Source organism: Sphingomonas sp. BK481 (genome assembly GCF_014194875.1).
GTDB classification, from domain to species: Bacteria; Pseudomonadota; Alphaproteobacteria; order Sphingomonadales; family Sphingomonadaceae; genus Sphingomonas; species Sphingomonas aerolata.
In genome coordinates, this window is sequence record NZ_JACIAP010000005.1 from 203,298 (window position 1) to 217,029 (window position 13,732).

The window sequence follows — 13,732 nt, forward strand, 5'->3', positions numbered from 1 at the left end:
TACGGCAGAGCGTCTGAGTTGGCCGAGGGGACGCGGGGCCGGCACACATCGTGCCGCCCTCGTCCCCGATCAGCCACAGCAGCGCTTTTGCTTTTTCCCCGACCCGCAAGGGCAAGGATCGTTGCGGCCGACTTTCGGTGCGGTCGCCGTTGATGCGTCGGGTGACGACGGGCCGGCGACGCTCCCCTGCGCTGCGTACAGGCGCTGAACGGCTCCGGTCAGTTCGGCCGGCGCCCGGTCCTGAAGCGCGTTGATCTCAACGCTGTCGAGGTCGCTTGCATTGCCCGCGACCGCGATCAGCGTTGCCAGCTGCGCCCACGGGGCCGCCTTTGCGGGGTCGTCGGCCAGCGCGTTCCAGGCCTCGGGGCGGAGCGCAACTGCATCGGTCAGGCCGTCGATCCAATATTCCCACAAAACTTCGCCATCACGCTCGTCGACGTCGCAGATCGGCTGAAGCTTGCCGCGGGCAAGGTCGCGCGCGATCTCATCACGTCGCGCCGCCACCGCATCGGCGAACCATTGCACGTCGAGCGGATCCTCGAAGGGCGGCGTGCCGTCGGACTCGCTTCCCCAGATCACGGTCATCCACTCGCTCGGCGCGATCGCCTCCGGGGAGATCAGCAGCCCGGTGAGGAAGCCGTCGAGCTCGGTGAGCAACATCGGTTCCTCGACAGCGAGATCGGCGAGCGCGCCATCGAGGCGCCGGAAGCGTGAAGGGAATCGCTTCACAGGCTGAGCGCGCGGCGGCGCATCTCGGCCTGCGCCATCTCGCGCAGCGGGGTCGCCTCGCCCGCAGCGAAAATGTCCGCAAGGTCGAGCAGATCCTCGTCGCCGAGAGCATTCACCGAGGCCTCGACGGCCACGAGGCGATCGAGCGCGCGCGCCGTTACCATCCCCTGGCGCTTGGTTCGTATTTTGAGCATCGCCGTCCACTAGCAGAACCGGTCAGGATTTACAGGCGCAGACCACGTCCATGATCCGGCACGCATCGACGTGCGGGTGGCAGCCTCCCGGCGCACCGGATCGCAATCGCGAAAATTGTCGTGCGCTCCAAACCGTCCCTGCCCTGACCACTCTATAATCAAGCTGACCTTGATGGGCGGTCCCCCGATTCCGCGCTCGGCGGCCAGATCGGCGTGACATGTGAGATTCAGACGGCGGCAAATCGCGGCCATGTTGTTTGAGCTATTGATTTACATGATGCAGCACAAAGGAATCCGTTGATGTTGGCAAAGATCCTCGGCGGCGTCTCGTCAGACGTCCTCACGTCCGAATTGGCGCGCCTCGAGAGCATGTTTGCCGATGGTGACTTTTCACAGCGGGCGAATACTTCGCTCGCCAACGGCCAGACCCAGACGGTGCTGTGCGCGATCAACCAGATGCTCGATCGCGCGCTGCGCCCGGTTGGCCAGTTGAGCGCCCGGATCGACGACTGGAGCGCTGCGCATGACAAGGGCGATATCGACGCCATCCTGCCGGTCGACGAGTTTCACGGAACGTTCGCGGTCATGGCGAAGCGGCTCAACCTTCTGGTCGGCAGCCACATCGCGGTCAAAAGAACCGCGATGGCCTGCGTCAGGGAATTCAGCGAGGGTAATTTCGCCGCCCCGCTAGAGCGTTTCCCCGGCAAGAAGGCGTTCATCAACGAAACGATCGAGACGCTGCGCACAAATCTGCAGGGCCTGATCAGCGAACTGAACCACATGTCCTCCGAGCACGACAAGGGCGACATCGACGTCATCGTCGCGGCCGACCGGTTCAAGGGTGACTTCGGCACCATGGCACGCGGCGTCAACACCATGGTCGGCAACCATATCGCCGTGAAGAAGAAGGCGATGGCCTGCATCAAGGCGTTTGGCGAAGGCAATTTCGACGCGCCGCTCGAAGCCTTTCCCGGCAAGAAAGCCTTCATCAACGACACCATCGAGACACTTCGGCGCAACCTGCGCGATATCGTTGGCGAGGTGGAGCGGCTGATCAAGGCATCGACGGCGGGCGAGCTCGGCCAGCGCGGTGACGAGACGCGCTTCGTCGGGGATTTCGCCGGACTGGTCTGCGGGATCAACGCGATGCTCGACGCGACGCTGCTGCCGATCGAGGAGGGCAATCGCGTCCTTAACCTCGCCAGCGTCGGCGACCTGCGCGAGATGGTCGAGATCCCCTGCCAGGGCGACCACCGCCGCATGAAGGATTCGATCAACGCGCTGGTCGACAATCTGCGGGTAAGCGCCAGTCTCGCCGACAAGATCGCCGACGGTGATCTGAGCTTTGCGCATCAGCCATTGTCCGACCAGGATACGCTTGGACAGGCGATCGTGCGGATGGTCGACAATCTTCGGGTGAGCGCCGATCTGGCCGACAAGATTGCCGATGGCGATCTGGCCGTGTCGCACCAGCCCATGTCCGACAAGGATGTCCTTGGCCAGGCGCTGGTGCGGATGATCGAGCAATTGCGCAACGTCGTCGGCAAGGCCAGCGGCGCCGCCGACAACGTCTCGGCCGGAAGCCAGGAGCTGTCGGCAAGTTCCGAGCAGGTCTCGCAAGGCGCGACCGAGCAGGCGGCGGCTGCCGAAGAAGCGTCTTCGGCGATGGAAGAGATTGCCGCCAACATCAAGCAGAGCGCGGACAATGCCGCGCAGACCGAAAAGATCGCCCGCCAGTCCGCCAAGGACGCCGAACTCAGCGGCATCGCGGTCCAGCGCGCGGTCAACGCGATGCGGACGATCGCCGAGAAGATCGGCATCGTCCAGGAGATTGCCCGGCAGACCGATCTGCTCGCGCTGAACGCCGCGGTCGAGGCTGCGCGCGCGGGCGAACATGGCCGCGGCTTTGCCGTCGTCGCATCGGAAGTGCGCAAGCTCGCCGAGCGTAGTCAGGTCGCAGCGGCAGAAATCGGATCGGTGTCCTCGCAGACCGTCGCCGCGGCGACCGAAGCCGGCGACATGTTGACCAAGCTGGTGCCCGACATCAGCCGCACCGCCGAACTCGTCGCCGAGATCAGCGCGGCATGCCGCGAACAGGATATCGGCGCGGCACAGATCAACGAGGCGATTCAGCAGCTCGACCTGATCAGCCAGCAGAATGCCGGTGCGTCCGAACAGATCACCGCGACGTCGGAAGAACTGGCCTCGCAGGCCGAGGAACTCCAGGCCAGCATCGCCTATTTCCGGACCGGCGGCGGCGCGGACCTTGGCCATCGGCGGCCGGCCCCGACCGTGCAGCGCAAAGTGAGCGCGCGCAGCCCAATCGCCGCCCGGCCAAGCGCCAAGGCCAAGCGGCCGAAGCCCAATTCTATCGCCGACCAGCAGGCCCGCGTGAACGGCTTCGCGCTTGATCTAATCAAGGGTGGCACCGACGCCGACGACGATGCTTTCGGCGCGCAGGCGGCCTGAGCGCGGATTGCGCAGGCGGGCGGCCTAGCCGGTAATCAGACGCAATCGCTGACGCTGTGGTGAGGCGATCGCGCCGTCGGGCGCGGTCGCCTTGCGGCGTCAATGACGACCTGATCGAAAATAAGCGATGGGTCCGGAACGGACCTCTTGGCCGCCGTCTATAATGAACCAGCGGACCCGGCCGCGCGAAGCTGCCGGTCGGAGAGAATGGGGGAACGCATGGCGCAAATCATCCTTGTACCGGCCACCGTCACGACCAGCTCGGTGGTGCCGTTCGCTGCGGACCTCGCGTCGCAGCTTGAGCAGCATGACGCGATCGAACTCGATCTCTCCGCCGTTGTCGAAGCCGATGTCAGCCTGTTGCAGCTCGTCTGCGCGGCGCGCCGTCAGGCCGAACGCGACGGCAAGTCCCTGCGCCTCGCACAGCCGGTGCACGACGCGCTGGCGGCGCTGCTCGGGCGCGCGGGCTTCCTCACCGATATCCCATCAGCCGATCAGAATTTCTGGTTTCACGGAGACCTGCCGCGATGAGCGCATCCATCCTTATCGTCGATGATTCCACCAGCATACGCGTCGCCATCCGCATGGCGCTGACCGGGGCTGGCTACACCGTCAGCGAGGCCGCCGACGGCGCGCAGGGCCTGAGCAAGGCCAGCGGCAGCCGCTTCGACATGATCATCACCGATCTCAACATGCCCAACATGGACGGGCTGTCGATGATCCGCGCGCTGCGCAAGAACCCCGCGCAATGCGGTACCCCGATCCTGTTCCTCACCACTGAATCCGAGGATGCGATGAAGCAGCAGGCCAAGGCCGCCGGCGCGACCGGCTGGCTGGTCAAGCCGTTCGTCCCCGAACAGCTGATCCGGGTCGTGCGCAAGGTCCTCGGACGGTGAGCCAGAACGACCCCGTCGCCGCATTCCGCGTCGAGGCGGGTGAAGTCCTCGAACAGGTCGAGCAGGGCTTGCTCGATCTGGGTCACCGGCTGGACGATCACGAGCTGATCGACGCGGTGTTCCGCGGACTGCACACGCTCAAGGGCTCGGGCGCGATGTTCGGCTTCGACGCGCTGGCCAGCTTCACGCATCACTGCGAAACCGCCTTCGACCGCGTCCGCAAGAACCTGACCCCCGCCACGCCGCAGCTGATCGCGGTCATCCTGTCCGCGCAGGACCACATGCGCGCGCTGATCGAGGGCGACGCGACCGACCGCAAGGCGGAAGGCGACGCGATCCTGGCGAAGCTGCAGGCGGCGCTCGACGGCGCGCCCGCGCCGACGCCGGAGGCACCGCCCGTCGTGCAGGGGTGGCGGCTGTCGCTCCGCCTGCCCCCCGAAGCGATGCAGAATGGCATCAACCCGCTCGCGCTGCTCGATGAATTGCGCACGCTCGGCGACTGCCGGATCGTCGCGCGGACCGACCAGGTGCCGCCGCTTGCCGAGCTGGTGCCGACCGAATGCCATATCGGCTGGGATATCGAAGTGCGCGGCGCGGTGTCGCGGGATGACCTCGAGGATGTCTTCATCTTCGTGCTCGACGACCTGGATCTTCAGATCGAGGCGATCGGCGACACGTCGTGCGACGACGTGGAGGATACCGCGCCGCCGCCTGGCGCGGGGACGACGCCGTCTGCGCTCCCGCCCGCACGGGTCGACACGATGCCACCGGTGCAGGATCGCGACCCGGCCACCACCCCGAACGGCCGCGGCGCGCCCAAGACCGGCGAAAGCGTCCGGGTACCCGCCGAACGCCTCGACCTGCTGATGGACCGGGTGGGCGAACTCGTCATCGTCCAGAGCCGGCTGTCGCAGCTCGCGCATAGCAGCGGCAGCAACGCGACGGACGTTGCGCTTCGCTCCATCTCCGAGGAGATCGAGCGGCTGGCGAGCGAATTGCGCGACACGGTGATGGTGTTGCGCATGGTACCCGTCGCCACGCTGTTCGGCCGCTTCCGCCGCCTCGTCCACGACATCGCGCGCGATACCGGCAAGACGATCGAGCTGTCGACCGACGGCGAGACGACCGAAGTCGACAAGACGGTGATCGAACGGCTCGCCGATCCGCTGATCCACCTGATCCGCAACGCCTGCGATCACGGGATCGAACCGCCCGAGCGGCGCCTTGCCGCGGGAAAGCCCGAGGTCGGGCAGGTCCGGCTGTCCGCACGTCAGGAAGGCGGCGAGGTCGTCATCACGATCCGTGACGACGGCAACGGGATCGACCGCGAGCGCGTGCGCGCCAAGGCCGAGGCGCACGGACTGCTCCAGCCGGGACAGATCGTGAGCGACCAGGAGTTGCTCCAGATGATCTTCCATCCCGGCTTCTCGACCGCGCCGCAGATCACCAGCCTGTCGGGCCGCGGTGTCGGGATGGACGTCGTCAAGCGCACGATCGAGAGCCTGCGCGGCACGATCGAGGTGGCGAGCGTATCGGGTCAGGGGTCGGCGATGTCGCTGCGCATCCCGCTGACGCTCGCGATCATCGACGGGCTGCTGATCCGGGTCGGCGACGGTCGCTACGTCATTCCGCTCGCCGTGGTTGAGGAATGCATCGAACTCAGCCTCGAGGAAGACCTGCGTTCGCGCGGGCGCAGCTTCATCACGCTGCGCGATCGGCTCGTTCCGTTCGTCCGGCTGCGCGAGATGTTCGCGACGGGGACGAAGCCCAGCGTCCACCAGAAGATAGTCATCATCGCGACCGGCACCGAGCGGGTCGGGCTGGTGGTCGACCAGATCATCGGCAGCCACCAGACCGTGATCAAGCCGATGTCGGCGGTGCACTGCAACGTCCCGACCTTCGCCGGCGCGACGATCCTCGGCGATGGCGGCGTCGCGCTGATCCTCGACGTCGTCCAGCTCGTCGCGCTGGGCCAGTATCAGGAGGAGCGGCTTCGCGCCGTTGCATGACCATGGAAGACACGACGGAAACCCAGTGGGACGAAGACGGCCGGCTCGAGGTGCTGACGTTCGATCTGCAAGCCGAAAAGTTCGCGGTCGAGGCAGTCCTAGTCCGGGAGATCCTGGACCTGCTGCCCGAAACGGTCGTGCCGGGTGCGGACCGGCTGGTCGCGAGCGTCGCGAACTTTCGGGGCAAGATCATCCCGATCGCCGACCTGCGCCTGGCGTTCGGCCTGCCCTCGGCGGAATCGACGATGGACAGCCGGATCGTGGTGGTCGAGCTCGACGTCGACGGCGTCCCGACCCAGATCGGCATCCGCACCGATAAGGTGCACGAGGTCGCGACCCTGCATCGCGATGCTAGCGAGACCCCGCCCACGGTCGGCCTGCGCTGGCGCCGCGATTTCATCCGCGAGCTGGTGCGGACGCCGCAGGGCGTCATCGTCCTCGCCAATATCGCGCGGATCTTCGACCCGCTGCTTGGTGGCCGCGCCGCCCCCGCCGTGCTCGCGCCGGCACTCCTCTGACGCTGGAAGGACCGACATGTACGGGTCAATCGAACGATGCTCGGCGACGGCCACTGATCGGTCCCGCGGGTCCCGGGCGGGTGGTGCGGCACGCCCCCGCTCCGCAGCCTGTGCTGGGTGCGCGGCATGAGCGTCGCCGGAGAGCTGCAGGCCGTGACCTTCGGGCTGGGTGCCGAAACCTTCGCGGTGCCCGTCACGCTGGTCCGCGAGATCCTCGACTGGACCGAGACCTTCCACATTCCGAACGGCCCCGATTATCTGCTGGGGCTGACCGATCTGCGCGGCGAGGGCGTGACGACGATCGATCTGAGGCGACGCCTCGGCCTGCCGCCAGTCGCGCCGACGCCGAGCACGCGGATCCTCGTGATCGATGTCCCCGTCGACGGGCGCAACCTGGTCCTAGGCCTCGTCGTCGACCGGGTGCTGGAGGTCAGCACCTTCGATCGCGGCCAGATCGGCGCGGCGCCCGATATCGGCGTCCGCTGGCCGTCGCGCTATATTGCGGGGGTGGTCAAGCGGACCGAGGGTTTCGTCGTACTGGTCGATGTCGCGCAGATCTTCTCCAGCGCCGAGGTCAGCGTCCTGCACGCCAGCGCCGCATGACGGGGTCGCGTCGCGCCCCCTGACACCCAATCCTCATGGTGCCGCCTCGAACGGTCCCTCGTCATTTCTGGAGCTGGCTCCCGTGTCCTTCATCTCCCCGATCGTCAAAGCTACGCCGAGCGCCTCGGACCAGATCGGCCCGCGCGAGTTCGCGCAGCTCGCCGACTATATCTTCGACTATGCCGGGATCCGGATGCCGGCGAGCAAGCGGACGATGCTCGAAGGGCGTTTGCGGCGCCGGCAACGCGCGCTGGGGTTCGATACGCTCGAGGCCTATTGTCGCCATGTCCTGACGGACAATAATCTCGATCAGGAAGGCATCCACCTGATCAACGCGGTGACGACCAACAAGACGGATTTCTTCCGCGAGCCGGTCCATTTCGACTTTCTGCGCGACGTGGCACTTCCCGGCATGGAAGCGACCTATCTGCGGACGATCCGTGCCTGGAGCGTCGCCTGCTCGACCGGGCCCGAGCCCTACACGATCGCGATGCTGCTCGACCAGTTTGCCGCCACGCGCCGCGGCATCGCTTACAGCGTATTGGCGACCGATCTGGACACCGAGGTGCTCGAGATCGCCCGGCGCGGCATCTATCCCGCCGATCTCGCAGAGCCCGTTCCGGCGGCGCTGCGGCGCAAATATCTGATGGAATCGCGTGATCCGGCGCGTCGCGAAGTCCGCGTGATACCCGAGTTGCGCCGGGCGATCGCGTTCGCCCGGCTCAACCTGATGGACGAGGTCTATCCGGTCGGCGAGCCGATGCACCTGATCTTCTGCCGCAACGTCCTCATCTATTTCGACAAGCCGACCCAGCATGAGGTCGTCTCGAAGCTCGTCAGCAGGCTCGCGCCGGGTGGCTACCTGTTCCTCGGTCATTCGGAATCGATCACGGGGCACGAACTCCCGCTCGTGCCCGTCGCCCACACCGTTTTCCAGCGGAGCTGATCCATGGCCGTCTCCGGAAAAATCCGTGTGCTCATCGTCGACGATTCCGCGGTCGCGCGGCATGCCCTTGCGGCGATCCTCGAGGAGGATCCAGAGATCACCGTCATGGGCACCGCCGCCGACCCGTTCAGTGCGGCCCGCCGCATCCAGGACGAAGTGCCCGACGTGATGATGCTCGACGTCGAGATGCCGCGCATGGACGGCATCACGTTCCTGAGGAAGCTGATGGCACAATGCCCGCTCCCCGTGGTGATGTGCTCGTCGGTCACCGAAAAGGGCTCCGACGCGATGCTGCAGGCATTGGAGGCGGGCGCGGTCGACGTCATCGTGAAGCCTCGTGCCGGGCTCGCCGAGCATCTTGCGGATCACAATCTCCAGATCCGCGACGTAATCAAGGCGGCGGCGCGCGTGCGGGTCTCGCTGCGAGCGTCCAATGGCAGCCGGCCGGGCCGGCTCGAGCAGAAGCTCACCGCGGACGCGGTGCTGCCGCCCCCGAGCGGTCGCGTGATGAACCGCGCGACCGAGCGCGTGGTATGCCTCGGCGCGTCGACCGGGGGAACCGAGGCCCTGCGCGAGGTCCTCACGGCGCTGCCCGCGACCACGCCCGGTGTCGTCGTGGTCCAGCACATGCCGGAAAACTTCACGCGCGCTTTTGCCAATCGGCTGAACACGCTGTGCGTCGTGACCGTCAAGGAAGCCGAGGACGGCGATCCCGTCCTGCCCGGCACGGTCCTGATCGCACCCGGCGGCAGACACATGATGATCGAGCGACGCGGGACCCGCTATTTCGTCGCGGTCCGCGACGGGCCGCTGGTCTCGCGCCACCGGCCATCGGTCGATGTCCTGTTCCGCTCGGCGGCGACCGCTGCGGGGACGAACGCGATCGGCGTCATCATGACCGGCATGGGCGACGATGGCGCGCGCGGGATGCTCGAGATGAAACAGGCGGGCGGCCGCACCTTCGCGCAGGACGAGGCGACGTCGATCGTCTTCGGCATGCCCAAGGAAGCGATCGCGCTGGGCGGCGTCGATCGGGTCGTCCCGTTGCATCACATCGCCCGCGACGTCTTGCACGCAACGGCACAATAGGGGCTAGGACGATGACACGGGTCGAACACAAGGCTGTCGAGTCCGATCGGGACGGCGACGAAATGCCGGCGTGGAGCGTGCTGGCAACCGAGCTCGAGAGCGTGGCGAGCGGGCTCGACCAGCGCTTCGTCGATGCCGGGCGGTCGCTGGAACGGGCCTATGACACGGTCGGAAACCTGATCGGCAGCCTCGAAAGCGTCACCAATGCGCTCGACCGGGACGCCGCCGACCGCGCGGTTGCGACGATGCAGGCCAATGCCGACCAGCTCGCCAGCCTGCCCGCACGACAGAGGACGCGGCAGCATTCGCTCGACATCCTTCAGCAGGCGAGCGGAACGGTGCAGACGGAAATCGGGCGGGTCGACCGGACGCTCGATCTGCTGAAGATCTGCGGCCAGTATCTGAAAGTCGCGGCCGCTGGCGCGCATGGTTTTGCCGAGTTCGCCGACGCGATGGTCGCCGAACTGGACGTCAGCGAACGCGAAATCCACGAGATCAGCAAGGAGGTCGGGCAGCTCGCATCGACGGTTCCCTGCGTCGTCGACGTGAACCGCGTGCTGGCGTCCGAATGCGCGCGCCTGTGCCCGCATGTTCCCGACAAGCTCGCCGCGGACGCGATCGGACTCCAGCAGAACCAGATCGAGGCCGCGCGGCGTGCCGAGACGATCGCGACGATTGCCCGCGACATTCGCAGCAAGCTATCTGCGGCGCACGGCGCGTTGCAGATCGGCGACATCACCCGGCAGCGGCTCGAACATGTCGCTCAGGCCTGCAGCCTGCTCGGTACGGCGGTCGACGAGCTCAACCGTGCGGGCGATCCGGCTGCCGCCAGCGCGCTCGAAGGCCAGGTGATGGCGATGCTCGCGGCACAGGTCGCCGACGCGGCCGCGGATCTCCAGAAGGAATCGCGTCTGTTGGGCGGCAATTTCCGCGCGATCGCAACGCAGGTCGCGACGATGGTGGCACCGCATGAATCGAGCGGCGTCGAGCGGACGAGCGATGGCGCGTTCCTGCAGCTGCTTGAGCAGAGCGTCGCCGATGTCGATGCGGTCACCGCGCAGTTGCGCGACGCCGACATGCGGTCGACGCAATTGGGATCCGAAGCCTCTGCCACCGTCAGACGCCTGGGCGACCGGCTGACGACGATCCACCGGGTCACGAGCGGCGTGCGGATCATGGCGTGGAATTCCGATCTGCGCTCGTTCCGCATGGGTCGCGAGGGCGACGGGCTGGCGCGTATCGCGACCGAGATCCGCTGTGCCGTCAACACCCTGGAGGCTGTCTCGGCATCGATCGCCAGCGCCTTTGAACAGCTGAGCGACGCCGCCGACGCGATCGGCTCGCCCCCCGATGGCGACGAAGCGACGGCAGGGTCGCTGCCCGAAGCGCTCGCGGTCATTCGCGCGGGGGCGTTGCTCACGCGTCAGGGCATGTCCGGCCTCGACCGTGATGCGGGTGCGATCCACGACATCGTCGCGGAGATGACCAGCACGCTGGACTGTGAAACCGCCGTTGCCGAGCCGCTGGCGCGCATCAACGCGAAACTGGATGCACTGGCGATGCCGCTGGTCGAAGCGAGCCAGAGCATCTCGACCACCGGTGAGCAGCTTTTTCAAGCGATCAACGCACTCTACACGATGGCACGCGAACGCCAGGTGCATACCCGCTTTTCGCCATCCCAGGACCAGCCCGAAGCCGAGGTCGCTGCGATGTCAGAGGAGGCGGACGACTGCGACGGTCTGTTCTGAGATCGCGGCGCCCCCCCGGCTGGTTCGATCAGCCGAGACGATCGGCCTGAGTCCTGATCCACGCCGCGGTTTCGTCGGGCCGCGTCACCGGGATCATGTGGCCGCCGTCGATCAGCGTCAGCGCGGCGTGCGGCACCATGTCGGCAAAGCGGGCGCCGTGTACCTCGGGATCGAGAATCCGGTCGTCGCGGCCGTAGAGGATCGCGATCGGGAGCCAGAGGCCGTGATAGCGCGCGACCATGTCGGGCAGGTCGTCATTGGCAGCGACGAGATCGGCAGAGGCTGCCTCGAAATTTGCCGGCCGCGACACCAGCGCGCCGCCGCCGCGCGTCGCGAAATCGGCGGGCACGGCCTCGGGGGCGAACGCCGCGGCTGCGCCCTTCTCGCCCGCCAGGATCGCGGCGGGTGTGGCGAGCGTCCAGGCCACCGCCTTGCGCGCGGCGGGGGAGACGATCGCGAGAGCCGCGAACGCGCTCGGCGCGCTATCCTGCGGCTGGGTCAGCGGCGCGATCAGCGCGAGGCCACCGACCGCTTCCGGGTGATCGATCGCCAGCGCGAGCGCGACTGCGCCGCCGAGCGAATGGCCGACAACCAGCGGCTTCTCGAGCTCCAGCGCCGCGATGAAGCGCGCGATCTGGGCGGCTTGCGCGCGGATATTCGCGGTCTCGCCGGGTGCCGAATAGCCGGAGCCGGGCCGGTCGACCAGGATGACGCGGTAGTCGGTCGCGAGCCGGTCGAGCAGAGCATAGCTGAAGTTGCGCATCTGCCCGGCAAGGCCATGGATCATCACGATTGTCGGTCCGGTGCCGCGGTCGAGATAGTGCATCCGGCGGCCGTCGACGTCGATGAAGGCACCATCGGCGGGTATCATCCGCTCGGTCCGCCGCTGGCTCAGCTTGGCGAACAGCGCAAGACCGCCGACTGCTGCGATCGCCGCCGCGGCCGTCACCGCGCCGATCGAAACGGCAGAGCGCGGTGATTCGACTGGCGCCGGAGTGACGGCACCGCGCGCCTTGTCAAACCGCATCGTCCCGTCCTCCAGTTTGCCGAATTTGAGCGCGGCGAGATCCAGCGCATAGTTCTGATGCACCTTCCACGGCGCCTTGGACCCCTGATGTGGCAGGATGGCGTTGGCGCGCTGAACATAACCCGAGGTGAAGCCGAGCATCGGCTCGGGTGTCACCGAGGGGTCGTCGTGCGTGGGCGTGCACATATCATAGCCGTTCGCGTCCATGTGCCGCAGCAAGCGGCAGGCGTAGCGGGCCGACAGATCGCATTTCAGCGTCCAGGATGCATTGGTATAGCCGAAGGCAAGCGCCAGGTTCGGCACGTCGCTCACCATCATACCCTTGTAGATCAACCGGTCGGCGGGGTTCACGACCTGCCCGTCGACGACGAGCTCGACGCCGCCCAGCAGGCGCAGGACGAGGCCCGTGGCGGTAACGACGATATCGGCGCGCAGTTCGCGGCCCGATCGAAGCGCGATGCCGGTCGGTGTGAAGCGGGCGACGTGATCGGTCACGATCTCCGCCTTGCCGCCGCGCATCGCCTCGAACAGGTCGGCATCGGGGACGAGGCAGATGCGCTGGTCCCACGGATCGTAGCGCGGTTCGAAATCGCGCTCGACCTCGTAATTCTCGGGCAACTGCGCGCGGACGCCCTTCAGGATCAGCGCCTTCATGTGATCGGGGCGCTTACGCGCATAGGCGTAGGTGGCGATGCCGAGTCCGACGCTCTTCCATTTGGTCGCGCTGTCGGCAATGCTTTTGGGCAGCACCCGGTGCGTCCACCGCGCAAAGCCGTCCTGCGACGGGCGCGAGACGATATAGGTCGGCGAGCGCTGCAGCATCGTGACGTGCGCGGCCTTTTCGGCGAGCGACGGCACCAGCGTCACCGCAGTCGCACCGCTGCCGATCACCACCACGCGCTTGCCGGTCCAGTCGAGGTCGGCGGGCCAGTGCTGCGGATGGACGAGCTGCCCCGAGTAGTCCTCGACCCCCTCGAAGGGCGGCGTGAAGCCGGCGTCATAATCATAATAGCCGCTGCCCATGTACAGGAAGCGGCAGACGATCCGCTCGGGCGCCGCGCCGTCCCGCTCGATCTCGACCGTCCAGCGCGCATCGGCGGACGACCAGGCGGCGCGAACGACGCGGCGGCCGAAGCGGATATGCGCATCGATCCCGAATGCGCGCGCCGTGTCGGCGATATAGTCGCGGATCGCGTCGCCGCCGGCGATCGCCTGGTCGCTCGGCCAGGGGCGGAAGGGGAAGCCGAGCGTGTACATGTCTGAATCCGAACGGATGCCGGGATAGCGGAACAGGTCCCAGGTGCCGCCGATCGCATCGCGCGCCTCGAGGATCGCGTAGCTCTTGCCCGGGCATTCGGTCTGGAAGCGATAACCCGCGTCGATCCCCGACAGACCCGCACCGACGATCACGATGTCGAGCTCTTCCGCGGTCCCGGAGCCGGAGGGGATGGACGCAGTCTCAATTGCCATGCCGGAGTGCTCCGATAGAAGGGTGCGACAGCAA

At 66.9% G+C, this 13,732-nt stretch carries 12 protein-coding genes; 9 read left to right on the forward strand and 3 right to left on the reverse strand.

The genetic code is table 11. From position 1 onward, the window contains the following. Window positions 1–69 precede the first annotated feature (69 nt). Window positions 70–729 carry a UPF0149 family protein gene (locus tag FHY04_RS12025; RefSeq protein ID WP_183936574.1) on the reverse strand — a complete coding sequence of 220 codons (660 nt, stop codon included), beginning with the start codon at window positions 727–729 and terminating at the stop codon, window positions 70–72. Continuing rightward, window positions 726–923, reverse strand: a complete 198-nt coding sequence (locus FHY04_RS12030; RefSeq protein WP_043157026.1) for a hypothetical protein — start codon at window positions 921–923, stop codon at window positions 726–728. The genes FHY04_RS12025 and FHY04_RS12030 overlap by 4 nt, the downstream gene beginning before the upstream one ends. Window positions 924–1,223: 300 nt before the next feature. Here FHY04_RS12030 and FHY04_RS12035 point away from each other — a divergent pair, with 300 nt between their 5' ends. From FHY04_RS12035 to FHY04_RS12075, 9 genes are all read left to right on the forward strand, one after another. After that, a complete protein-coding gene (locus FHY04_RS12035; protein ID WP_260171476.1) occupies window positions 1,224–3,392 on the forward strand; it encodes a methyl-accepting chemotaxis protein in 2,169 nt (722 codons plus the stop codon). A 219-nt stretch (window positions 3,393–3,611) separates the two neighbouring features. Next, complete coding sequence (locus FHY04_RS12040; RefSeq protein WP_167396788.1) at window positions 3,612–3,923, forward strand: lipid asymmetry maintenance protein MlaB; 312 nt, start codon at window positions 3,612–3,614, stop codon at window positions 3,921–3,923. Continuing rightward, window positions 3,920–4,288: a response regulator gene (locus FHY04_RS12045; protein WP_031439694.1), complete on the forward strand. Its 369-nt coding sequence runs from the start codon at window positions 3,920–3,922 to the stop codon at window positions 4,286–4,288. The genes FHY04_RS12040 and FHY04_RS12045 overlap by 4 nt, the downstream gene beginning before the upstream one ends. Beyond that, on the forward strand, window positions 4,285–6,297 hold the full coding sequence (locus tag FHY04_RS12050; protein ID WP_183936575.1) for a chemotaxis protein CheA: 2,013 nt from the start codon (window positions 4,285–4,287) through the stop codon (window positions 6,295–6,297). Before FHY04_RS12045 ends, FHY04_RS12050 begins: the two co-directional genes overlap by 4 nt. Before the next feature lie 2 nt (window positions 6,298–6,299). Beyond that, a complete protein-coding gene (locus FHY04_RS12055) occupies window positions 6,300–6,815 on the forward strand; it encodes a chemotaxis protein CheW (protein WP_183936685.1) in 516 nt (171 codons plus the stop codon). A 126-nt stretch (window positions 6,816–6,941) separates the two neighbouring features. Beyond that, on the forward strand, window positions 6,942–7,418 hold the full coding sequence (locus FHY04_RS12060) for a chemotaxis protein CheW (protein WP_056408544.1): 477 nt from the start codon (window positions 6,942–6,944) through the stop codon (window positions 7,416–7,418). A gap of 91 nt (window positions 7,419–7,509) precedes the next feature. Then, window positions 7,510–8,364: a CheR family methyltransferase gene (locus tag FHY04_RS12065; RefSeq protein ID WP_409349163.1), complete on the forward strand. Its 855-nt coding sequence runs from the start codon at window positions 7,510–7,512 to the stop codon at window positions 8,362–8,364. 3 nt (window positions 8,365–8,367) lie between these two features. Then, window positions 8,368–9,453 carry a chemotaxis response regulator protein-glutamate methylesterase gene (locus FHY04_RS12070; protein ID WP_183936577.1) on the forward strand — a complete coding sequence of 362 codons (1,086 nt, stop codon included), beginning with the start codon at window positions 8,368–8,370 and terminating at the stop codon, window positions 9,451–9,453. A gap of 11 nt (window positions 9,454–9,464) precedes the next feature. After that, entirely contained in the window at window positions 9,465–11,201 is a 1,737-nt protein-coding gene (locus FHY04_RS12075; protein ID WP_183936578.1) for a hypothetical protein, read from the forward strand. A gap of 28 nt (window positions 11,202–11,229) precedes the next feature. Here the strand turns inward: FHY04_RS12075 and FHY04_RS22915 are convergent, their stop codons facing one another. Continuing rightward, complete coding sequence (locus FHY04_RS22915) at window positions 11,230–13,698, reverse strand: alpha/beta fold hydrolase (RefSeq protein WP_183936579.1); 2,469 nt, start codon at window positions 13,696–13,698, stop codon at window positions 11,230–11,232. Between the last annotated feature and the right edge of the window lie 34 nt (window positions 13,699–13,732).

What these genes read in the sequence shown, in the direction of transcription:
- FHY04_RS12030 (WP_043157026.1), bottom strand. Translation starts at nt 923, where the DNA reads ATGCTCAAAATACGAACCAAGCGCCAGGGGATGGTAACGGCGCGCGCG.
- FHY04_RS12035 (WP_260171476.1), top strand. Translation starts at nt 1,224, where the DNA reads ATGTTGGCAAAGATCCTCGGCGGCGTCTCGTCAGACGTCCTCACGTCC.
- FHY04_RS12040 (WP_167396788.1), top strand. Translation starts at nt 3,612, where the DNA reads ATGGCGCAAATCATCCTTGTACCGGCCACCGTCACGACCAGCTCGGTG.
- FHY04_RS12045 (WP_031439694.1), top strand. Translation starts at nt 3,920, where the DNA reads ATGAGCGCATCCATCCTTATCGTCGATGATTCCACCAGCATACGCGTC.
- FHY04_RS12055 (WP_183936685.1), top strand. Translation starts at nt 6,300, where the DNA reads ATGGAAGACACGACGGAAACCCAGTGGGACGAAGACGGCCGGCTCGAG.
- FHY04_RS12060 (WP_056408544.1), top strand. Translation starts at nt 6,942, where the DNA reads ATGAGCGTCGCCGGAGAGCTGCAGGCCGTGACCTTCGGGCTGGGTGCC.
- FHY04_RS12070 (WP_183936577.1), top strand. Translation starts at nt 8,368, where the DNA reads ATGGCCGTCTCCGGAAAAATCCGTGTGCTCATCGTCGACGATTCCGCG.
- FHY04_RS12075 (WP_183936578.1), top strand. Translation starts at nt 9,465, where the DNA reads ATGACACGGGTCGAACACAAGGCTGTCGAGTCCGATCGGGACGGCGAC.
- FHY04_RS22915 (WP_183936579.1), bottom strand. Translation starts at nt 13,698, where the DNA reads ATGGCAATTGAGACTGCGTCCATCCCCTCCGGCTCCGGGACCGCGGAA.